Below are 21,747 nucleotides of genomic sequence, written 5' to 3' on the forward strand. Positions count from 1 at the left end.
TTAGCTCTATTGCCTTCTGGCGTGAAGTTATCTTCATGGTGAGACTTATGTTAGAAGCTGTTGAATCGGAATCACAGCCTATAGAAAGCACATCATCCAGGCTTCCTGAGGTGATAAAAAAGCTGGTTGCATTCTCACTTGGCATGATGATCCTTTATACGGGGATCGCTGGTGCTTTTGATTCTCTTGTGCAGCGTTCGGTGATGCTGGCAAGTGTGATTTTATTGGCATTCATGGTGTATCCGCCAAGTATAAAAGGACGTTTTCTTTTCCTGGGGCGAGCCATTGATGGCTTGCTGTGCGTTTTTGCCATTGCCGCGTGCCTTTATGTGGCCTGGAATCAAAACCGCATCCTCACGCAGTTGCCCATCGCTGGGGTGGTGGATATCACCTTATGTGTATTTCTGGTGATCACGGTACTGGAAATATGCCGACGCTCCGTTGGGATCGCGTTTCCATTGATGGTGTTGCTGTCTCTGGCTTATGTCTTCTTTGGCGATAGATTGTCAGGTGATTTTGGACATCGTGGGTATGGCGTTGAGTTGGTTGTCGAAACCCTTTTCCTGTCGGATCTGGGGTTGTGGGGCATGCTGACGGGTATTGGCGCGACGGTTATTGCCTCTTTTGTGCTGTTTGGCGCTGTTCTTATCCGTACTGGCGGCAGTAAGGTCTTTATGGATCTTGCCATGATCTTTGCGGCTAACCGGGTTGGTGGGGCAGCCAAGATGGCAACTGTCGCCTCGGCAGCATTCGGTTCGGTAAATGGTAGTGCGGTAGCCAATGTGGCCACCACTGGTGCTATGACTATTCCCTTGATGAAAAGGATGGGCTATCCCGCACCGATTGCTGGTGCTGTAGAGGCGGTGGCTTCCACTGGTGGGCAACTGACACCACCGATTCTTGGTGCGGCGGCATTTATAATGGCCGAGACGTTGGGTGTCAGCTATCTGTCGGTGGCGTTGGCTGCTTTGATCCCTGCGTTGATGTTTTATTCCAGCGTGTTTATGACCATTCACCTAATCGCCTTGAGAAAGGGAATCGGCGGGCTGTCGGAAGAGAACGATGTGCCCAAGATTAGGGATGCCATTAAGCTTTCTAAATCAGCACCGCTGTTAGTTGGTCTTGGGGTGTTGGTGGTGATGGTGTTAAGCGGTCGCTCGGTCGCTTTCTCGGCCTCCTTGTCCATCGTGGGAATGCTGATTACCTATACGGTGGCCGTAATAGTCCGCGGCGAAGGCATCAAGCCGGTACTGAACACTTTTGTTGACTCGTGCGTGGATGCTGGTTACGGAATATTGATCATTATCACGATGCTGGTAAGCGCTCAGATTGTTGTCGCGATGATAAATATGACCGGAGTGGGCGTGACAATATCGTCCTTGGCAGTTGGTCTGGGCGGTGGTTACCTGTTTGGTGTCGCCTTTATTGTGGCGCTGGCCTGCTTGCTGTTGGGCATGGGCATTCCGACAACCGCAGCCTACGTACTGGTAGCGGCGGTCATGGCGCCCGCACTAGTGTCAGCAGGAGTGGAGCCGATTGCCGCGCATATGTTCGTCTTCTACTTCGCGACCATTTCGGTGATTACACCTCCTTTGTGTGTTGCCGTATTTGTTGCTTCCTCGATTGCCGATACCCGCTGGGAAAGAACTGCGCTGCAGGCTGTACGCTTGGCAGCCGTCACCTACGTGATTCCGTTTCTGTTTATTACCTACCCAGGCGTTCTCTTTAACGGAGATGTGTCCCAGATATTGGAAGCGGTGCTGTCTGGCGCAGTGCTAGTGGTATCAGCGTCGATCGTACTCTCTGATATTTTTGAAAAAGACATGAAGAGGAAAATAGGCGCACTGCTGTGCATTGTATCAGCGGCTATGGCCATTATCCCTTCCCTTTATGCCCTGTTCGCGGGAGCAGTTGTACTGCTGTTTGTTCTAGCGTTCGTGAAGCCATTCTCCAGAAATGCTGCAACGTTAAACTAATACATATAACTAAATTGAAGGAATGATGTAATGGGTGAGATGAAGCGCTATCAACTTCGTATTGGCGATCAATGGTGTGATGCGGCAGATGGAAACGTGCTGGAATCGATCAATCCGCTTAACCAGCAGGCATGGGCATTGATCCCTCAGGCAACTGCTTCTGATGTTGACGCCGCGGTGCAAGCTGCACGACATGCCTTTGAAACCGAATGGCGGTCTACAAATGGCCTACAACGTGCTGCGCTAATGCACGAATTGGCTAATCTGCTCGAATCCGACACCGAGCGCATGGCCCAACTTGAGACCACCGACAACGGCAAGGTAATCCGCGAGACACGGGTGCAGATGCGTTTTGCGGCTCGCAACTACCGCTACTTTGCTGGCTGGGCGGACAAGCTCCAAGGCGAGAGCATTCCGCTAGACCGCCCTGAGCTGGTTGATTTCACTACTCGCGAGCCGCGCGGCGTGGCAGCCTTGATCACTTCTTGGAACTCGCCGATAGCGATCCTCGCCAACAAGCTTGCACCGGCCTTGGCGGCGGGTTGCACCGTTGTAATTAAGCCCTCAGAGATGGCGAGCGTGACCACCCTGGCTTTCGCTGAGCTGTGCGAAAGAGCTGGCTTTCCTCCTGGCGTGATTAACGTGGTGACCGGTGACGGTAGCGTAGGTGCGGCACTCACCGGGCACCCTGATGTCGACCTGATCAGTTTCACCGGCGGTACCGCTACAGGCAAGGCGATTTCTCGGGCCGCCGCCGAACATCTAACACCGGTGACCCTTGAACTGGGAGGTAAGTCGGCCAACATTGTATTTGCCGATGCTGATCTTGAGCAGGCTGTGACCGGAGCCGTGGCGGGGATCTTTGCCGCCGCCGGACAGACCTGTATTGCTGGCTCGCGACTGCTGGTGCAGCGGGACATCTACGATCAGGTGGTGGCGCAGGTTTGTGAACGCGCCCGGGCGATTCGTATTGGTGACCCTCGCGATGAGAACACTGAGATGGGCCCGATGGCGACCCAGGGGCAGCATCAACGAGTACTTGACTTCATCGAACGTGCCCGCACTCAGGGTGCTAAGTTGGCGGCGGGCGGTAGGGTGCCGCAGGGCGACGTATATGGTCGCGGCTATTTCGTCGAGCCGACGGTATTCTCTGATGTGGCGCCGGACTCCGAACTGGCTCAAGAAGAAGTGTTTGGGCCAGTGTTAGCGATTATTCCCTTTGATACGGAGGAGCAGGCTATCGCCATCGCTAACGGCACCGCTTACGGGTTAGTCGCCGGGCTATGGACGCAAAATTTGGCAAGAGCGCATCGCGTTGCCAGACAACTTCAGGTTGGTGGGGTATGGGTCAATACCTATCGCACAAATGCTGCACAAGCACCATTCGGCGGGGTCAAGGCCAGTGGTAGTGGCCGTGAGCGCGGAATGCACGCTTTAGATGAGTACCTTGAGATTAAAAACCTGATGATCGACTTGTCTAACGAAGCTCGCGATCCTTTTGCGATTCGTACTTGATTCAGTCGCCATCACTCTCAAAAAAGGCCTCTAGGCGGATCTTGTAAGCCTCGCGGATATGGCTCCGTGCCACTTTTTCTGCGGCTTCTGGATCACGTGCTTCAAGCGCGTTAATGATGGCTTCGTGCTCACTACGCGCGGCTTTTGCACGGCTTGGTTTAGCTAACGTGCTAGGCCCGAGCAACATCATTGCTTCGTGTAGTGAGTTCAGCATTTTAAGCAGATAGCGGTTGTGAGCGCAGCGGTAGAGGGTGCTATGAAACAGTTTATTGTTCTTAACTAGATCATGAGTCTCCTTTAGCCGTGCGTCGCGATCGCTAATTTCGCGCAGAAAAGCGATTTCAACCTCTGAAGCGTGCTGTGCGGCAAAGCCCGCAGCCGTTCCCTCTAGCATCTCGCGCATAGCATATAGCTCGCTAATCATGCTGTGGTCGAGTTCGGTGATGATGGTGCCGCGGATCGGGTCATTAGCGACCAACCCTTCAAGCTGTAAACGATTAAGCGCTTCGCGTACAGGCGTACGACTTAAGCCTATGCGCTCAGATAAGTCGACTTCACGAATCCTTGTTCCTGGGGGCAGGGTGCCTTCCTTAATAGCGTCGATGATGTAGCTGTAGGCCTGTTCACTGCGCGGTTCGCCGCGCTGATTGGCTGCCTGGTTGGCGTGCTTGCGTGGTTTGGATTCAGTCATGGCGACCAGCCTCAAGTTGCGGGTTAGACGAATGGCCATGATATGACAATGAACAATACTTGTCATTTTGAACACTGTTGGATACATTTGTATTTATTAGAATTTGGTGAGAGTTTTTACCGTCACCATCTCTTCTTGTTAGTCATCATGAGGGAGTTCCAATGTTGTCATCGACTGGAGAGCGGCTCAGTGAGGCCGATCTGACTGGCCATGACGTGCTGGTGATTGGTGGAGGTAATGCTGCGTTGTGTGCCGCTTTATCGGCGCGTGAGCAGGGTGCCAGCGTGCTATTACTGGAGAGTGCTCCACGTCAATGGCGCGGTGGAAACAGTATTCACACCCGTAACTTGCGTTGCATGCATCGTGAGCCCACCGATGTGCTGAGTGACGCCTACCTTGAGGATGAGTTCTTCGATGACGTTTGGCGTGTTACCGGCGGCATCACCAACGAAGTGTTGACGAAGCATGTGATTCGAGCCTCAGAAACCTGCACCGATTGGATGAAAAGCTACGGTGTGCGCTTTCAACCATCGCTGGGTGGCACTCTGCACCTGGGGCGAACCAACGCCTTTTTCCTGGGGGGCGGCAAAGCACTCGTCAATACCTACTACCAGGCAGCTGAGCGACTTGGGGTGACAATCCTCTATGAGGCTGAAGCTGAACAGTTGGTCTTTGATGACAACCGCTTTGACCATGCGTTGGTGACTTACAATGGCTCACCACGCAAGGTGAGTGCTAAGTCAGTGGTGATTGCCTCGGGCGGCTTCGAGTCCAACCAAGCGTGGTTGGAGGAAGCATGGGGAGAGGTCTCCCGTAACTTCCTGATCCGTGGTACTCGCTTCAACCAGGGTAAGATGCTGCGCAGCCTGATTGATAACAGCGCCATGGTGATTGGGGATCCAACGCAAGGTCACGCGGTAGCTATCGATGCACGCGCGCCCAAGTACGATGGCGGTATCGTCACCCGTGTCGACTGTGTATCCCTGGGGATTGTGGTTAACCGCGATGGCAAGCGCTTCTATGACGAAGGCGAAGACTTCTGGCCCAAGCGTTATGCCATCTGGGGACGGCTGATTGCCAAACAGCCGGGGCAGGTGGGCTATTCGATTACCGACTCCAAGGCGCAGGGGCGCTTTATGCCCTCAGTTTTTCCCCCTGAGCAGGCCGATACGCTTGAGGAGTTGGCGCTTAAGCTCAACCTGCCGGTTGACGCCGTACTCAAAACTGTCGATGAATTCAATGCTGGCGTACAGCCTGGCAACTTCGATCACAGTGTGCTCGACGATTGCCATACACAGGGTGTTACACCCGAAAAGACCCATTGGGCGCAGCGTATCGACGAGCCTCCATTCTACGGCTACCCACTTCGTACTGGCATTACCTTCACCTACTTAGGCGCTAAAGTCGATGAAAAAGCGCGTATGTACATGGCTAACGGCGAGTTGGCGGACAATGTTTTCCTAGCCGGTGAGATCATGGCCGGTAATATTTTAGGCCAGGGCTATGTTGCTGGCTTTGGTATGACCATCGGCACCGTATTTGGTCGCATCGCAGGCACAGAGGCAGGCAATTATGCAAAAGATTGACGCACTAATCGAAGAAACCCGCAACAACATGACGATCTGCAATGCCTGCCGGTATTGTGAAGGGTTCTGCCCGGTATTTCCGGCCATGGAGCGGCGTCGTACGTTCACTCCCGAGGATCTTAAGTATCTGGCCAACCTATGTCACAACTGCGGTGAGTGCTACTACGCTTGCCAGTACGCTCCGCCCCATGAGTTTGCCGTTAACGTACCGCAGTCAATGGCCAAGCTTCGTGTCGAGTCTTATCGACAGTATGCTTGGCCACAGCCGTTGGCCCGTCTGTTTGACCGCAGTGGCTTGCTTGCCGCCTTGGCACTGGCGGTAGGGTTGACGCTCATCCTGTTGATTGCCATTGCGCTAAATGGTGATCTGTCGGCACTGGTCACCACACAGCATAGTGGCGACTTCTACGCGCTATTGCCACATAACACCATGGTGGTGACCTTTGGCTCGGTGTCGTTGTTTGTGCTGTTAGCGTTGATCATGGGGATGGTGCGCTTTTGGCGCGAAAGCGGCGAGGGCGTAACTGGGCTTGGCGATGCCGAAAGCTGGCGGCAGGCACTCAAAGAAACTTTTTCACTCCAGCATCTGCACGGTCAGGAAGAGGCTGGCTGCACTTACCCAGATGCCTATCATTCGCACTGGCGGCGGCGCTTCCACCATTTTACCTTTTACGGGTTCATGCTTAGCTTCGCAGCGACCGTGACCGGCACCATCTATCACTATGTGTTTGGCTGGCAGGCGCCCTACGATTTTATCAGTCTTCCCAAACTGTTCGGTACCTTGGGCGGTATCGGCCTTTTGATAGGCCCGGCGGGGCTTTTGTACCTCAAGCTGGTGCGTGATCAGGACACTGCTGATGTGCGCCAGATGGGAATGGATGTGGCTTTCATAGTGCTGCTGTGGCTGACCGGCTTAACAGGCCTGTCCCTAATGCTGCTACGTGAGACCTCAGCCATGGGGGTTATGCTGGTGGTCCATTTAGGCGTGGTTATGGCACTTTTCATTACCATGCCCTATGGCAAGTTCGTGCACGGTTTCTATCGCTTATTGGCGGTCTATCGTAACGCCCTGGAGCGCAATCGCCTTGACCAATAAGCTTCTCTCCAGAGGCAGCACCCGCACGCCAGCCGACATAATATCGTCTGTAGGCCTCTACCAGGTGTCACCTTACCGCTTATCAAGTGGCCGCGAATCGACTTGTGACTAAGGTTATTAGCCATGAGAGGTTGCCCTCTCATGGTTGTTACGACGAAGACGCTGAGCGGCACGGAAAGCGTCAATGAGGAATTGTAGCCCTAGTGCGGCGAAGCCGATCGGTAGGAGTACTGACGTTAAGCTCGCTGGCTACGCTTGTTTCACGAAGGTATTCGTTTGCCTGGTAATGGCCATTTAGAATCCGCTGGAGTCCTGAGAGGCACCTCAAAGGTCTTATTAATCCAGGTTATCGAGCGATCAGTTCGGCAATTCGCTGGGCAGCTGCTTTTACTTCCGTGATAGCGGTCTCTTTATCTAGATCCTCCATGGCCACCACGCCCACACAGGCCTCAATGGTAGGGCGAAACGATGTGGACGAGATAGCGCTGGCCACGCCTACTGCCCCGCGTTGTAGCTGCCCATGAGTCAGGCTGTAGCCGTCGAGTCGTGCCTGCTTTATCGCCTCACCTTCTTCCGGGTGAGAGGGCCGTTCGGCAAGGATGGCAATACCGGCAGCGCCCAACGTCAACGGATGGCGGCTACCCACTCGGTAGCCGATTTGCAGAGGCATTTCTCCTGACTCTGCCACCATTAACACAACGCATTCCTCCCCCTGAGCGACAGAGATGAAAGCGGTGGCGCGGGTGGCTCTGGCTAGTGCTTGCAAGAGTGGCTGGGCAATAGCGCGTAGATGAGGTTCAAAGCGAGACGCAAGCAGTGCCGTACCAGCACCCAGGCGAATGGGGCCTTCGGGGGTGCGCGTAATCAGCCCATGGCTGGCCAGAGTGGTCACGATGCGGTAGGCAATGGCTCGATGAATATCGAGGCGTTCAGCTAGATCGGCAATGGAAATGCCATCGCTATGCTCGGAGACAATTTCCAGTGCCTTGAGTCCGCGATCAAGCGTTTGCAACGTGTTGTTAGCCATAGAAAGCACCTCGGTATTAGGGTTCGGTAAGTGGGCGCGATAACAGGACTCAATAGTTAGCCAAGCGATACAGACTAACGCAGCTACGCTGAGGAGTTGACTCGCCGACAGAAACTGCCTACCTTCATTGTGCATTAAAAGAAACTAAGTGTTCGATAAAAGTAAAACAAATACGAGCCACTTAATTTTACGGAGCCCTTCATGGCATCAGTGTCTCACCGTTCTGGTAGTGCATCAGGCGAGTGCCCTTTTCAACCATCACAGGCGTCCGTGGCATTATCGCCTACCGGTTGCCCAGTCTCCCCTGAAGCGGCCGAATTCGATCCCTTCGATGCGCCTTATCAGCTTGACCCCGCTGAGGCGCTGCGTTGGTTCCGCGAACAGGAGCCGGTGTTCTACAGTCCCAAACTCGACTACTGGGTCGTGAGCCGCTATGAAGATGTGAAGGCGGTTTTCCGTGACAACGTCACCTTCTCGCCCTCTATCGCGTTGGAGAAACTAACCCCCGCACCGCCCGAGGCGACGAAAATTCTCGAGGGCTACGGTTTCGCAATGCGTCGTACCATGGTCAACGAGGATGAACCGGATCACATGGAACGCCGCCGCCTCCTGATGGATGCCTTCCTGCCCGAGAACCTTGAGAAGCACGAAGCGTGGGTACGTGAGTTGGTGCGTGACTATATGGATCGCTTCATCGACAAGGGGCATGCAGATCTGGTGGGTGAGATGTTTCGGGAAATTCCCATGACCGTCGCACTGCGCTTCCTGGGTGTTCCCAATGAAGATGCCAAGGAGCTTCGCAAGTTCTCGGTTGCCCACACGCTGAATACCTGGGGCCGCCCATCCCCGGAGCAGCAACTGCAGATTGCCGAGGATGTGGGCCAGTTCTGGCAAACCGCACAAACTATCCTCGACCACATGTGTGCCGATCCCAGCGGCGAGGGGTGGATGTACGACTCTATCCGCATGCACAACAGGCATCCTGACATTGTGCCGGAGAGCTATTTGCGCTCGATGATGATGGCCATTCTGGTGGCTGCCCATGAGACCACCGCGTTCGCCACCACCAATGCCTTTCGTACTCTGCTATCGAACCGGGAGTCATGGAACGACATCTGCGAGAACCCTGCTTTGATCCCCAGTGCCATCGAGGAGTGCCTGCGCGCCGCCGGTTCGGTCGTGGCCTGGCGACGTATCGCGACCGAAGACACCCAGTTAAGGGGCAAGACGATTCCGAAGGGGGGTAAGCTGTTAATCGTGCAAGCGTCGGCCAACCGCGATCCGAGACACTTTGAAAATCCTGACGAGTTTGATATCTACCGCCATAACTCAGCGGAGCACTTCACTTTCGGCTACGGTGCGCACCAGTGCATGGGGAAGAACATCGCCCGCATGGAGATGCGCATCATCCTTGATGAATTTGTCCGTCGGTTACCCCATATAGATCTGGTCGAGGACCAATCGTTTGAGTATCTGCCCAACACCTCTTTCCGTGGGCCCACGTCGCTATGGGTGGAGTGGGAGCCTGCGCAGAATCCTGAACGGCGACACCACGATGTGTTGGAGAACCCTACGCTTTTCCATATTGGCGCACCTATCAAGGAGGATATCGTGCGTCGGGTCGTGGTCGCCGAGGTGAAACGTGAAGCTGAGGCGGTGATCTGTGTTGGTTTGGTGGATCCCCATGGGCGTGAGTTACCCGACTGGACCCCCGGTTCGCATATAGAGCTGGTATCGGGAGAGTGGCGCCGCTACTACTCACTGTGCGGGACACGCGATGACCGTAACCGTCTTTCCATCGCCATCCTACGAGAACCCGAGGGGCGCGGCGGCTCGGTGCACTTCCACGACACGGTCAAGCCGGGGGATGTACTGCATATCGCTGGTCCCAAGAACCATTTCCACCTGGATGAGACGGCAACGCGCTATACCCTGATAGCCGGTGGTATTGGCATCACGCCGATTATTGCCATGGCGGATCGACTCAAGGCTCTCGGCAAGCCCTATGTACTCCACTACTGCGGTGCCGGACGGCGAACCATGGCCTTTTTGGAGAGAGTCGAACGTGACCATAGCGCTGCGCTAACCCTCCATGCCGGTGATGAAGGGTGTCGCCTTAATCTACCGAGTGCACTTAGCAGCCTAGCCGAAGGTGAACAGGTCTACGCCTGCGGCCCTGAGCGCCTGCTGGAGGCGCTTGGGTCGCTGGCGGAGAAGTGGCCCGAGGGTACCTTGCACGTTGAGCACTTCACCGCTCGCTCCAACATCCTCGATCCTGAGAACGAGCACGCCTTCGAAGTAGTGCTGGCGGACTCCGACCTGACGCTGCAGGTCGGTAACCACCAGACCCTGCTTGAGGCGCTAACCTCGGCGGGGGTGGATGTACCGAGCGACTGCTGCGAAGGCCTGTGTGGTACCTGCGAAGTGGCTGTGATCGAGGGGCATATCGATCACCGAGACCTAGTGCTCAGCCGTACTGAGCGCGACGCCAATGATCGCATGATGGCCTGCTGCTCGCGGGCAGCGGGCAAGCGCCTGACTCTGGCGCTCTAAACGCTAACACCCTTAAAAGAACCTCTGTTTTACACTGGCACCATCGGGTACATGAACCATCAAAAAGGATAATCACAATGAAAAAAATGGCGACGTTGACCACCTTTTCAGCCCTGATGCTCTTGAGCTCTTTTCAAGGCGCGGCAGCGGCCGATACCGTGCTTCAAGTGAGTACCTGGGCGGGCCCTAACCACGGCGTTAATACCATCGTCTGGCCCACATGGGGGAAATGGGTTGAAGAGGCGACCGATGGTCGCGTCAGTGTCAATGTGACCCACGACCTTGGGCCGCCTAACGCGCAAATGGAGTTGGTGGCAGACGGTGTCGCCGATGTCACCTGGCTCTTCCACGGTTTAATGCCAGGGCGCTTTGAGCTGACCAAACTACCGGAATTCCCCACCTTTGAAGACTTTTCATCAGAAAATGCCTCCGTGGCTTACTGGCGTACTCACCAAGAATACCTAAGCGATGCCGGAGAGCATCGCGGCGTAGAAGTCCTGGGGTTGGGAGTGCATGGCCCTGGGGCGCTCTTCCTGGCTGAACCGATCGAAAGCCTTGACGATTTGCAAGGTAGACGGGCGCGCATAGGGGGCGGCGTGATGGCAGATATTTCCAGCGCGCTAAGCCTCACCGGTGTCGCACTACCGCCAGGTGGGACATACGAAGCAGCCACGCAAGGGGTGATCGACGGTGCAATGCTAACCCTTGAGGGACTTAAGAGCTTTCGATTAGCCGAGGTATTGCCCTACACGGTACAAATGCCGGGCGGCTTCTATCGTGGCAGCTTTTCCCTGGTCATCAATCCTGATACCTGGCAGTCGCTTTCCGAGCAAGACCGTAACGCCATTATGGATGTCTCAGGCGAAAAGCTGTCCCGTCTGTTTGGTTTCATGATGGATACCGTCGATGTGCGTGGCGTTGAGTTTGCCAAGGAGGAGGGCAACACCTTTATCGAGTTGCCTGTTGAAGAGGTCGAAAACTTCATGCAATTGGCGGCTAACCTTCCCAGCGACTGGTTTGAAGTGGCAGCTGCGAAAGATGTTGATGGAGAGGCCGCCCGCGCATTCTTTCTCGAACAATTGCAGGTTGTCGCAGGTGACGATGAAGGCCTGAGCGCTGACGATGTGGTTGATCCTGACGCCTAAACTACGTGTTTTTAATGTGCTAACTCGTATTCAGTCGATGCTGCCTCGCTTAGAGAAAGAGATATTGGCAAAAACTTATCGGAATGAGGGAATCTTGATCTAGGCAGTAATAGGCTTTTGGTGAGTATAGCGTTTCTGAGGAGCTGTATTGCTCATAAGCGAACTCGTTGAGTTCGCTTATTATGCGGCTGAATAGTTGTGGAGTTTTATTCGACTCCATCACTATTGTCAGATGTTTAACTAGAGATTTGGGAATAAGTTATAACTTGTTGGTGAGTTTTTTTAAGGCTTTCTGTGTGCGATGCATAAGTTGCCTGCTAGGTCTTCAGATACAGGTATGGCGTCAAGTTTGTCACAGTCGCCTGTTAAGCAGTCTCCCGTTTTAATGTCAAACGCCGCCCCATGCGCACTGCATAGAAAACGGTGGCCATCTGATGAAATGATACTGTCCGACCGATAGTTTAAAGGTAAATATTGGTGGGGGCAGGCATTAACGTAGCAATAAATCGTGCCATTTATGCGTGTTGCAATGACCGGGAAAGATCCATTGCTGCTCATTACTTCCACGCAGCGTGCTTTGCCTTCTGGTATAGCGCTAGAAGGGCAAATAACAGCCCCCTCTTGGGGGGCATTTTCATAGTTACGCCAAGCGTCATGCACGGTGTGCCCTTTTACTATTCAGCGGTACTTTGCAACACGCCGCGGTTAATCTGATCCTCTTCGATGGACTCGAAAAGTGCTTTAAAATTGCCCTCTCCAAAACCATCATCGCCTTTACGCTGGATGAACTCGAAAAAGATGGGGCCAATCACCGTTTTGGAGAAAATTTGTAGCAAAATTCGGGTTTCGCCGCCGCCCACGACACCTTCGCCGTCAATCAAAATGCCACGGCTGCGCAGTTTATCGAGAGGCTCCTGGTGGTCTTTAACACGCTCTAGCGACTTTTCGTAGTAGATGCTCGGCGGGCCAGGCATAAATTCGAGACCTGCATCAGCGATTAAGTCAGTACCGGAGTAGATGTCGTTTGTGGCAATGGCGATATGCTGAATGCCTTCGCCGTTATATTCGCGCAAGTACTCTTCAATCTGGCTGTGATCGTCGGCACTTTCGTTAATGGGTATGCGAATTTTACCATCTGGAGAAGTCAATGCACGGCTGGTAAGACCTGTCATTTTACCGGTGATATCAAAGTAGCGTATTTCGCGGAAGTTAAAGGTGTCATGGTAAAACTTATACCATGTGTCCATATTGCCGCGAATAACGTTATGAGTGAGGTGATCAAGATAGTAAAAACCAAACCCCTTAGGATTAGGATCTACCTCATCGAACCACTCAAATTCGTTTGAATAACAGCTGCCTTTTTCGCCATACGTATCAATAAAGTAAAGCAGCGAACCGCCTATGCCAATAACCGCAGGCGCATCGATGGACTTATTACCTGTGAACTCTTCTGCACCCAAGTCGACGGCACGTTTTAGCGCATGCTGAGCATCAACGACGCGCCAAGCCATTGCTGGAGCACAGGGGCCGTGCGCCTCAATAAATGCTGACGCATGCGAGTTAGGCTCACTGTTAAGCAGGTAGTTGATATCGCCTTGACGATAAACGGTGATCGACTTGTCACGATGTTTTGCAACGGGAACGAAACCCATTTGCCGAAATAAACTATCTAGTTTTTCCGGCTCGGGGTGTGCAAATTCAACAAACTCGAAGCCATCTGTGCCCGCTGGGTTTGCATCATTTATGGTTGCTTTGGGTGCGTCATGAGGGAAGGGGCCCATCGTTGTCTCTCCTTTATTGTCTTGTTGGGTGACAAGTTCAGTATAGGGAAGAGCCGGTACAATTAGGTTGCAAACTAACCTAAGATGCAGCCAAATAGTGCATAAAGTGTGCGCAAAAGGAGTGCTGTATGCACGGAATTTCATTGGATCGTTATGATCTTGCAATTTTGTCAGCATTGCAAAAGAACTCAGCCCTCACTAATTCAGAGCTGGGTGAGCGAGTCAGCCTGTCTCCCTCTCAGTGCTCCCGACGCAAAGCGCGGCTAGAAGCCGAAGGTGTGATTAAGGGCTATTCGGCTAGGCTTGATGCTACTAGCCTAGGGTTTGGGCTGCGCGCTATCACCAGGGTTAATCTCAAAGCTCATGGTGAAAGCATGGATGATGATTTTGTGACATTACTGACGAAGCACGCCATGGTTCGTGAGGCCTATTCTGTGTCGGGAGACGCAGACTATGTGTTACATATCATCGCCAAGGATCTAACAGCGTTTTCGGACTTTATTCATCATCATTTATTACCTCATCCTAATGTCACCCAGGTTCGCTCTGAAATAATACTGCGTAGTATGAAAGAGGAGCAGGGGTTGCCGGTGGAAGGTGGCTAAGTAACTGCGTTTGTTTTGTGCTGTGAGGGTTCTATGCGTCTTAAATTTCACTGTCAGAATCGAATCGGCATTCTTCGCGATATTGTGGCCCAATTTGCTGACTACAGAATTAATGTCGCGCGAGGTGAAGTGGGGGGCGATCACGGCAGTACCATCTATCTACATGTCCCACAATTACTTAATGCTCAGTTGAGTACGCTTAAACCAGTATTGGAAGGCATTCCCGGTGTGTTTGGAGTTAAGCGCGCTAGCTTGATGCCCAGCGAACGGCGCCATTTGGAGTTGGATGCGCTGCTATCCTCGCTTTCTGACCCAGTGATGTCGATAGATATGCAGGGTCGGATTGTGGCGGCCAACCGTATTGCTGTCCAGGTATTGGGGGTGCGTGTTCAAGAAGTACCAGGGCTCTCGCTGGATCGTTACCTTGATGAGGTAGATCTTCCCGATTTAATTCGCCGTAACAACTCACGCATCAATGGGCTGCGAATCAAGCTGAAAGGCGATACCTATCTTGCTGATATCGCTCCCCTGCACACCGAAGACACGAATGTAGATTCATTAGCCGGAGCGGTTGTGACGTTACATCGTGCTGACCGCATCGGTGCCCGTATTTATCAAGTACAGCGCCAAGAGCTGCGTGGCTTTGAAGCCATCTTTCAATCGAGTTCGCGATTGGAGGCCGTGATCAACGAGGCGCGTCGCATGGCGCCATTGGATGCACCGCTACTGATTATGGGTGAAACGGGAACTGGGAAAGAGCTGGTGGCCAGGGCCTGTCATTTGGCCAGCCCCCGTGGGCAAGCGCCGTTTGTGGTGCTTAATTGTGCTGGGCTTCCTGAGTCGATGGCCGAAACAGAGCTTTTCGGTTACGCACCCGGTGCCTTCGAGGGCGCTCGCCCGGAAGGAAAGCTTGGCCTTCTGGAGCTTAATGCAGGCGGTACGGTCTTTCTTGATGAAGTCGGTGAAATGAGCCCTCGGCTGCAGACGAAACTGTTACGCTTCCTTCAGGATGGCGGATTCCGTCGAGTTGGGAGCGACGAAGAAACCTTTCTTGATGTGCGGGTGATCTGCGCCACTCAGCAAAACCTACCTCAGCTATGTAGTGAAGGTCTGTTTCGGCTAGATCTTTATCACCGTCTCAATGTGCTCTCTCTACAGGTGCCCCCTTTGCGCGAATGCCTGGACGGCATCGAAGACTTGGCGGCCTATGTGCTTGATCGTGCGGCGCGTCAGATAGGCTGTCCTTTACCGGAGCTTTCGACTGCTGCGTTGGAAAAGATAACCGGCTACGACTGGCCGGGTAATGTGCGTCAGTTGGAAAATGTGCTGTTTCAGGCGGTGTCATTATGCGAAGAGACGGCCATTCAGCCAGCGCATTTGCGCCTTCCGCAGAGCGAAGTGTCGCCTGCGCTTACTGGCATTCCCTTAGAGGGAAGCTTGAGCGACATGTTAGGGGAGGTGGAAAGAAATATCTTAAGTACGTTGTATCAACAGCATCCTTCCAGCCGCCAGTTAGGAAAGCGGTTGGGCGTTTCGCACACCACTATTGCCAATAAGCTCAAGCGTTACGGCATTGGTGCTCAAGAAGATTCTTAAAAAGTCCCATGGCAGGTGAATTAACTGTCACGATTTGTTTACGGGGTGTCAGAAAAACGCAACGGCAAGACCCCAGCCCTCGGCATATCCTCTTACGCGTAACGATTAGTTTACAGTTGAGACTCGCTTATGTGGGTAGCATCGCGCTCAATGTGATGTGACCCCATTCCTGCCCTATCGCTATCCCCATAGACTCTTTATAGATTGCTCTTTATGACTGGTTGATCACAGTTGGTTGGCTTTTATAAGTAGCTAATCGCTCTTAAGTAGCTGTTCTAGCTGCTCATCAATAAATAGCCTAAAAAACAATATCAATTTATAAGGTTTCCCAATGACAACGACAAATACGCCTCCCAATACGCTGTGGCTGGGCCGCTGGGGATTTGTACTGGCAGCCACTGGTTCTGCAGTGGGACTCGGTAATATCTGGAAGTTTCCTTACATCACGGGCGAGTTCGGGGGTGGCGCTTTCGTGCTGGTCTACCTGGCCTGCATATTGGCGGTAGGCGTCCCCATCATGATGGCTGAAATCAGTTTTGGCCGCCGCGGGCGAGGAAGCCCGGTTGACGCTATCCGTCGGGTGGTGCATGAATCGGGTCATGGTAGCTTCTGGTCGATCTTCGGCTGGATGGCCATGCTCTGTGGCTTCATGATTTTGTCTTTCTATGTGGTGGTCGCTGGCTGGTCATTCTCCTACCTGTGGAAAATGCTGAGCGGCGGACTGGCAGGCAATAGCGTCGATGACATGGCGGCAATTTTCGCCGCTAATAATGCCAACCCTTTCACGCTAGGTGCTTGGAGCACGCTAGTGACGGTGCTGACCATGTTCATCGTCGGCAAAGGCGTGCAGGCTGGCATTGAAAAGAGTGTCAGTTGGATGATGCCAGGTATGGTGATCATGCTGGGTATATTGATCGGCTACGGTGCTTTTTCCGGTGGCTTTGCTGAAGCATGGTCTTTCCTGTTCTCTTTCAATACCGAAGGGTTAAGCAGTGAAGGATTATTAGCAGCGCTGGGGCATGCCTTCTTTACCTTGTCGCTCGCATCGGGTGCGATTCTTACCTACGGCTCTTACCTGCCAGAAGGGCACTCCATCGCGCGCACGACATTCAGCGTGGCCATTGCCGATACCGTTGTCGCACTAATGGCAGGCTTGGCTATTTTCCCGATTATTTTCGCAAACGGAATGAATCCCGGCCAAGGGCCAGGATTGATCTTCATGAGCTTGCCATTGGCCTTCCAAGCGATGCCGTTTGGTACGCTGTTTGGCGTTCTGTTCTTTGTCATGCTGTCGATGGCTGCGCTTACGTCGTCGATTTCGATGATTGAGGCGACAGTCGCCTGGCTTGTTGCAAGCAAAGGGCTGACGCGTAAACGAGCATCGTGGGGTGTGGGTATCGTGCTGTGGTTGGTGAGTACCTTGGCAATGCTGTCATTCAACATGGGCGCGGATTGGACGTTTGCAGGTCGCACTTTCTTCGATTGGCTGGACTACCTGACCTCCCGCTGGATGATGCCGTTAGGCGGTTTGGGTATGGCGCTAATGGCAGGTTTCCTGCTGCGTACTGAAATATTCAGGGAGGAGCTAGGGCTCTCCCGTACCCAGCATGCACTGTGGCTATTTATGGTGCGTTACGTCAGCCCATTAGGCATCGTGTTAATTTTCATTGATACGCTGGGCCTAGCGACACTCCAGATAGGTACTCAGTGGCCGTGGTTGCTAGCACTGCTGGTGCTGATCACCGTGGTAGGAGAGTTCGCTAGCCCGCGATTACGTCAATCGGCTTCCTGAAGCTTTTCAGGAACAAGTGCTCAATAGATCTGAATAGAGAGATTGAAGCGCTCCCATCCACAGATGGGGGCGCTTTACGTTATAGGGATACAATGAGCCGGTTTGCCTGCTGCCAGTTGCCCTGCCACTTCCTGTTTTAAGTTGTGGGCTAACGTTGCGGTTGACGTTACATAGCAGCGTTTTGTTAGCGAATCGGAATAGCGGTCTCTTCTTTGATATTACGTAGCACGAAATTGGAATTGACCTGGGAAATGCCATCCAAGGTGAAGAGTTTCTCATTCAGAAAGCGGTCATAAGCCGCCATGTCTTCGATAACCACTCGCAGCACGAAATCCGCGTTGCCGGTAGTGGCATAGCACTGCAGCACTTCTGGGTATTGCAGGATGCGGTTTTCGAACTCGACGGTGTTGTCGATGTGGTGGCGAACCAACGTCACCATCACCAATGCCGACAGTGGCTGGCCCACCAGGCTGGGTTCCACCAACGCCGCAAAGCGGCGGATCACGCCACTCTCTTCCAAAGCCTTGACGCGTCGCCAGCAGGCGGCGGGGGATAGCCCGATCTGTTCGGCGAGCTCATTGTTGGTAATGCGCCCCTGTTGCTGAAGCAGGGTAAGAATGCGCTGATCATGCCTGTCTAAGGTGATTAGTTTAGTCGCTTCTTTCATAGTGCCATTTCATTTGTTTGTGGTTTGTTGAATATCATTGCGTTAAATCTCAAAAAATGAAAGTAATGATCAATAACCAGGCTTTTGAAGAGTGAATTAGCAAGCACCTTTAGTGCGCTCTTGGCTAGACTCAAGCGTATTACAACCATAACTCTTCAACCGTACTGGTGAACTCCCATGACAACCCCCTCGATCGCTGAGCAGGCGGGTTCTATTGCCCAGCCTCTCGATATTGCACTCGATGACAATCTTCTCGATGACTATGCGCTGGCCGATCGCTATACCCGCGGAGAAGGCCGTGTCTTTCTCACCGGCACCCAGGCATTGGTGCGTATCGCCTTACGCCAAGCCGAGCTTGATTGCCACAATGGCCGCCATACGGCAGGACTCATCAGCGGCTATCGAGGCTCGCCCTTAGGCGGTGTAGACCAAGAGATCTGGCGGGCGAAAGCCGCCATGGAAGAGCACCACATCGATTTTGTCCCTGCTATAAACGAAGACCTTGCCGCCACCATGATGCTGGGTTGCCAGCAAGTCGAGACAGACCCCGATAAGCAAGTAGATGGCGTGTTTGGCATGTGGTACGGCAAGGGGCCTGGCGTTGATCGCGCGGGCGATGCCTTAAAGCACGGTAATGCCTACGGTAGCTCGCCGACTGGCGGTGTGCTGGTGGTCGCCGGGGATGACCATGGGTGTGTGTCGTCCTCCATGCCACACCAGTCTGATGTCGCCTTTATGGCGTGGTTCATGCCGGTAGTGAGCCCTGCATCATTGGCGGAATATGAACGCTTTGGGCTTTGGGGCTATGCACTTTCACGCTTCTCGGGTTGCTGGGTGGGTTTCAAAGCCGTTTCTGAAACCGTAGAGAGTGGCGCGTCGGTGGACGTGCCTCCCTTGCCAGAATATGTAACGCCCGATTTCGATATGCCGGAAGGCGGGCTGCACTACCGCTGGCCCGATCTGCCGGGGCCACAGCTTGAGACTCGCCTTGAGCACAAGCTGGCTGCCGTTCAGGCGTTTGCCACGGCCAATCCGATTGATCAGTATCTATTTCGCCAGGAACAGGCGACTTTTGGGCTAGTCACCACAGGCAAGGGCCATCTGGATTTACTTGAAGCGCTGCGTTTGTTGGGGCTGGATGAAGCCAAACTGCGTGATCTAGGGATTGAGATATATAAGGTCGGGATGGTGTGGCCGCTTCATCGCCCCGGCATCCTTGAGTTTATTCATGGCAAGCGCGAGGTGCTGGTCATTGAAGAAAAGCGCGGCATTATCGAAAGCCAGCTGAAGGAGTACATGTCGGAACCCGATCATCCAGGCGAGGTCATCGTGACCGGCAAGCAAGATGAAACCGGCAAGCCCTTGATTCCCTTTGTTGGAGAGCTGAGCCCGCGTCTCTTGGCAGGCTTCGTGGCAGAGCGTTTGGAGCGCTTTTTCAAGATTGATTTTAGCGACAAGCTGGCAACCGTTGATGCTTGCCAAGCCGGCGTTAAGGAGCTCGGCGGTGTACGCCGCATGCCCTATTTCTGCTCCGGCTGCCCGCATAATAGCTCGACTAAGGTACCCGAAGGCAGCAAGGCGCTGGCGGGTATCGGATGCCATTTTATGGCTTCGTGGATGGATCGCAGCACTGAATCGTTAATTCAGATGGGTGGCGAAGGTGTTAACTGGGTGGGCAAGAGCCGCTTTACCGGCAATGGCCATATTTTCCAGAACTTAGGCGAAGGCACCTGGTTTCACTCGGGCTCAATGGCCGTGCGCCAGGCAGTGGCTGCCAACGTTAATATTACCTATAAAATTCTGTTCAACGACGCGGTTGCCATGACGGGCGGACAACCTGTGGACGGGCAAATCAACGTGCCCATGATTGCCCGGCAATCGCTGGATGAGGGCGTTCGCCGAGTCATGGTGGTCAGTGACGAACCGGAGAAGTACTGGGGGCATGAAAAGGAATTCCCTAAAGAGGTTACCTTCCATAGCCGCGAAGAGATGGATACGCTGCAGCGTGAGCTGCGCGAAATTCCAGGCTGTACGGTGTTGATTTATGATCAGGCATGCGCGGCTGAGAAACGTCGTCGGCGCAAGCGCGGTCAGTTGGAAGACCCTGCCCGCCGGGTGTTTATCAACCACCATGTTTGCGAAGGCTGTGGTGATTGTTCCGTACAGTCCAACTGTTTATCGGTGGTGCCTCGCGAGACCGAGCTAGGTCGCAAGCGCAAAATCGACCAGTCCTCCTGTAACAAGGACATGTCCTGCGTCAGTGGTTTTTGTCCCAGCTTTGTCACTGTAGAAGGTGGCGGGCTGCGTAAAGGCCAGGGCGTTGCGGCAGATAATGCCTTTTGGAAACGTATAGCGCATTTGCCTAGTCCTGCTATCGCCCCTTTGAATGCTCCTTATGACCTGCTGGTAGGGGGCGTTGGTGGCACGGGGGTGGTGACCGTCGGGCAACTGATCACCATGGCGGCACACCTGGAAGGCAAGGGCTCCAGCGTGCTCGACTTTATGGGGTTTGCGCAAAAAGGTGGGGCAGTACTGAGCTATGTGCGCTTGGCATCTCAGCCCAGTGAGCTTAATCAGGTACGTATCGAAGCGGGGCAGGCCGATGCGATGATCGCTTGCGATATGGTGGTGGCGAGTTCTCAGAAAGCGCTGAATGTGCTGCAGCCGACCACGCGTATTGTGGCGAATCTGGCCGAGCTAGCCACAGCGGATTATGTGCTTTATCGCGATGCGGATATGCAGCCCAGCAAGCGTCTTAACATGTTGCGTGAAGCGGTAGGAGATGAACGCTTTGCTTCTCTAGATGCCAATCGCCTAGCTGAACAGCTGCTAGGGGATACCGTATTCTCCAATATGATGATGCTCGGGTTTGCCTGGCAGCAAGGGCTGGTGCCGCTTTCTGAGCCTGCGCTGCAGCGTGCTCTAGAACTCAATGGCGTCGCAGTGGAAAAGAACCGCCAAGCATTTGCCTGGGGGCGCTTGGCAGCGGTGGAACCCGATTACCTCCAGCAGCACCTGGATAAGATGCCACTGTCCGCGAATGCCACACTGGACGAAGTGGTAGCGCGTAATCGTCGCCACCTGGAGCGCTATCAGAACCGAGCCTGGGCTGAACGTTACGTGACCCAGGTGACTAAAGTGCGTGAAGCAGAAACAGCGCTAAAATGTGGCCAATCACTGAGTGAGGCCGTTGCTCATCAGCTCTATCGTTTGATGGCGTATAAAGATGAATATGAAGTGGCGCGACTTTACACCCAGAGCGATTTTCTAGATGAGATCAAAGCAACGTTTTCTGGTGATTACCAGTTAACCTTCCACTTGGCGCCGCCGCTTATAGGTGGTCGTAAGGATGCTCAGGGGCGTCCAGTGAAGCGCCGCTTCGGCCCCTGGATGCTGAAGGCAATGGGCGCGTTGGCAAAGATGCGCGGTTTGCGCAACACGGCTCTCGATCCTTTCCGCTTCAGCGCCGACCGCAAGCTCGACCGCGCCTTATTGGCTGATTACGAGCAGCTTATCGATGAGTTAGTGGCTCGTCTTGATGGCACTAATCATGGGACTACCTTGGCGCTGGCTAAGCTGCCGGAAGAGATTCGTGGCTTCGGGCCAGTTCGCGAAGCAGCTGCCGAGAAAGCCAACGAGCGCCGCGAGACGTTGCTGGTGGAGCTACGCGAAGGTCACTCGAAGACCATCGCTGTGGAAGCCGCTTGAGTTGACTCA

Annotated in this window: 15 protein-coding genes; 10 read left to right on the forward strand and 5 right to left on the reverse strand. The window is 53.7% G+C overall.

Annotated elements, in window-relative coordinates:
- Positions 1-47 precede the first annotated feature (47 nt).
- Complete coding sequence (locus AC4EYZ_RS14135; protein ID WP_490203837.1) at positions 48-1,976, forward strand: TRAP transporter permease; 1,929 nt, start codon at positions 48-50, stop codon at positions 1,974-1,976.
- A gap of 30 nt (positions 1,977-2,006) precedes the next feature.
- Positions 2,007-3,491 carry an aldehyde dehydrogenase gene (locus AC4EYZ_RS14140; protein ID WP_022521414.1) on the forward strand — a complete coding sequence of 495 codons (1,485 nt, stop codon included), beginning with the start codon at positions 2,007-2,009 and terminating at the stop codon, positions 3,489-3,491.
- 1 nt (position 3,492) lies between these two features.
- Here the strand turns inward: AC4EYZ_RS14140 and AC4EYZ_RS14145 are convergent, their stop codons facing one another.
- Entirely contained in the window at positions 3,493-4,248 is a 756-nt protein-coding gene (locus tag AC4EYZ_RS14145; RefSeq protein ID WP_201304254.1) for a GntR family transcriptional regulator, read from the reverse strand.
- Positions 4,249-4,343: 95 nt separating this feature from the next.
- On the opposite strand from AC4EYZ_RS14145, the gene tcuA reads away from it, so the two are divergent.
- Positions 4,344-5,768 (forward strand): FAD-dependent tricarballylate dehydrogenase TcuA, encoded by a 1,425-nt coding sequence (gene tcuA / locus AC4EYZ_RS14150; RefSeq protein WP_138800693.1) that lies wholly within the window; start codon positions 4,344-4,346, stop codon positions 5,766-5,768.
- Positions 5,755-6,864: a tricarballylate utilization 4Fe-4S protein TcuB gene (gene tcuB, locus AC4EYZ_RS14155; RefSeq protein ID WP_041159078.1), complete on the forward strand. Its 1,110-nt coding sequence runs from the start codon at positions 5,755-5,757 to the stop codon at positions 6,862-6,864. The genes tcuA and tcuB overlap by 14 nt, the downstream gene beginning before the upstream one ends.
- Positions 6,865-7,210: 346 nt before the next feature.
- On the opposite strand, the gene AC4EYZ_RS14160 is transcribed toward tcuB, so the two are convergent.
- Entirely contained in the window at positions 7,211-7,891 is a 681-nt protein-coding gene (locus AC4EYZ_RS14160) for an IclR family transcriptional regulator (protein WP_022521418.1), read from the reverse strand.
- A gap of 201 nt (positions 7,892-8,092) precedes the next feature.
- On the opposite strand from AC4EYZ_RS14160, the gene AC4EYZ_RS14165 reads away from it, so the two are divergent.
- Positions 8,093-10,444, forward strand: coding sequence for a cytochrome P450/oxidoreductase (locus AC4EYZ_RS14165; RefSeq protein WP_490203838.1), 2,352 nt, complete (start codon positions 8,093-8,095; stop codon positions 10,442-10,444).
- A 77-nt stretch (positions 10,445-10,521) separates the two neighbouring features.
- Positions 10,522-11,589, forward strand: coding sequence for a TRAP transporter substrate-binding protein (locus AC4EYZ_RS14170; RefSeq protein ID WP_022521421.1), 1,068 nt, complete (start codon positions 10,522-10,524; stop codon positions 11,587-11,589).
- A 282-nt stretch (positions 11,590-11,871) separates the two neighbouring features.
- On the opposite strand, the gene AC4EYZ_RS14175 is transcribed toward AC4EYZ_RS14170, so the two are convergent.
- The gene (locus AC4EYZ_RS14175; RefSeq protein WP_138800689.1) at positions 11,872-12,249 is read right to left on the reverse strand and encodes a Rieske (2Fe-2S) protein; all 378 of its coding nucleotides are present in this window, start codon (positions 12,247-12,249) and stop codon (positions 11,872-11,874) included.
- 14 nt (positions 12,250-12,263) lie between these two features.
- The gene (gene hppD / locus AC4EYZ_RS14180) at positions 12,264-13,370 is read right to left on the reverse strand and encodes a 4-hydroxyphenylpyruvate dioxygenase (protein ID WP_022521422.1); all 1,107 of its coding nucleotides are present in this window, start codon (positions 13,368-13,370) and stop codon (positions 12,264-12,266) included.
- 128 nt (positions 13,371-13,498) lie between these two features.
- Between hppD and AC4EYZ_RS14185 the strand changes: the two genes are divergently transcribed.
- The 3 genes from AC4EYZ_RS14185 to AC4EYZ_RS14195 all read left to right on the forward strand — a co-directional run bounded on the left by AC4EYZ_RS14185 (position 13,499) and on the right by AC4EYZ_RS14195 (position 17,363).
- Complete coding sequence (locus tag AC4EYZ_RS14185; RefSeq protein ID WP_022521423.1) at positions 13,499-13,975, forward strand: Lrp/AsnC family transcriptional regulator; 477 nt, start codon at positions 13,499-13,501, stop codon at positions 13,973-13,975.
- Between the two features lie 33 nt (positions 13,976-14,008).
- A complete protein-coding gene (locus AC4EYZ_RS14190; RefSeq protein ID WP_159177587.1) occupies positions 14,009-15,571 on the forward strand; it encodes a sigma-54-dependent transcriptional regulator in 1,563 nt (520 codons plus the stop codon).
- 331 nt (positions 15,572-15,902) lie between these two features.
- On the forward strand, positions 15,903-17,363 hold the full coding sequence (locus AC4EYZ_RS14195) for a sodium-dependent transporter (RefSeq protein ID WP_474191199.1): 1,461 nt from the start codon (positions 15,903-15,905) through the stop codon (positions 17,361-17,363).
- Positions 17,364-17,547: 184 nt separating this feature from the next.
- Here the strand turns inward: AC4EYZ_RS14195 and AC4EYZ_RS14200 are convergent, their stop codons facing one another.
- Positions 17,548-18,030 carry an Lrp/AsnC family transcriptional regulator gene (locus AC4EYZ_RS14200; protein ID WP_138800687.1) on the reverse strand — a complete coding sequence of 161 codons (483 nt, stop codon included), beginning with the start codon at positions 18,028-18,030 and terminating at the stop codon, positions 17,548-17,550.
- 177 nt (positions 18,031-18,207) lie between these two features.
- Here AC4EYZ_RS14200 and AC4EYZ_RS14205 point away from each other — a divergent pair, with 177 nt between their 5' ends.
- Entirely contained in the window at positions 18,208-21,738 is a 3,531-nt protein-coding gene (locus AC4EYZ_RS14205; RefSeq protein ID WP_474191200.1) for an indolepyruvate ferredoxin oxidoreductase family protein, read from the forward strand.
- The last annotated feature ends 9 nt before the right edge of the window (positions 21,739-21,747 follow it).

Source organism: Vreelandella sp. 162(4c), from assembly GCF_058152265.1.

Coding starts and splice junctions, on each gene's coding strand:
- AC4EYZ_RS14185 (WP_022521423.1), top strand. CDS start 13,499: ATGCACGGAATTTCATTGGATCGTTATGATCTTGCAATTTTGTCAGCA.
- AC4EYZ_RS14205 (WP_474191200.1), top strand. CDS start 18,208: ATGACAACCCCCTCGATCGCTGAGCAGGCGGGTTCTATTGCCCAGCCT.
- AC4EYZ_RS14145 (WP_201304254.1), bottom strand. CDS start 4,248: ATGACAAGTATTGTTCATTGTCATATCATGGCCATTCGTCTAACCCGC.
- hppD (WP_022521422.1), bottom strand. CDS start 13,370: ATGGGCCCCTTCCCTCATGACGCACCCAAAGCAACCATAAATGATGCA.
- AC4EYZ_RS14165 (WP_490203838.1), top strand. CDS start 8,093: ATGGCATCAGTGTCTCACCGTTCTGGTAGTGCATCAGGCGAGTGCCCT.
- AC4EYZ_RS14200 (WP_138800687.1), bottom strand. CDS start 18,030: ATGAAAGAAGCGACTAAACTAATCACCTTAGACAGGCATGATCAGCGC.
- tcuB (WP_041159078.1), top strand. CDS start 5,755: ATGCAAAAGATTGACGCACTAATCGAAGAAACCCGCAACAACATGACG.
- AC4EYZ_RS14140 (WP_022521414.1), top strand. CDS start 2,007: ATGGGTGAGATGAAGCGCTATCAACTTCGTATTGGCGATCAATGGTGT.
- tcuA (WP_138800693.1), top strand. CDS start 4,344: ATGTTGTCATCGACTGGAGAGCGGCTCAGTGAGGCCGATCTGACTGGC.
- AC4EYZ_RS14135 (WP_490203837.1), top strand. CDS start 48: ATGTTAGAAGCTGTTGAATCGGAATCACAGCCTATAGAAAGCACATCA.
- AC4EYZ_RS14190 (WP_159177587.1), top strand. CDS start 14,009: ATGCGTCTTAAATTTCACTGTCAGAATCGAATCGGCATTCTTCGCGAT.
- AC4EYZ_RS14195 (WP_474191199.1), top strand. CDS start 15,903: ATGACAACGACAAATACGCCTCCCAATACGCTGTGGCTGGGCCGCTGG.
- AC4EYZ_RS14160 (WP_022521418.1), bottom strand. CDS start 7,891: ATGGCTAACAACACGTTGCAAACGCTTGATCGCGGACTCAAGGCACTG.
- AC4EYZ_RS14170 (WP_022521421.1), top strand. CDS start 10,522: ATGAAAAAAATGGCGACGTTGACCACCTTTTCAGCCCTGATGCTCTTG.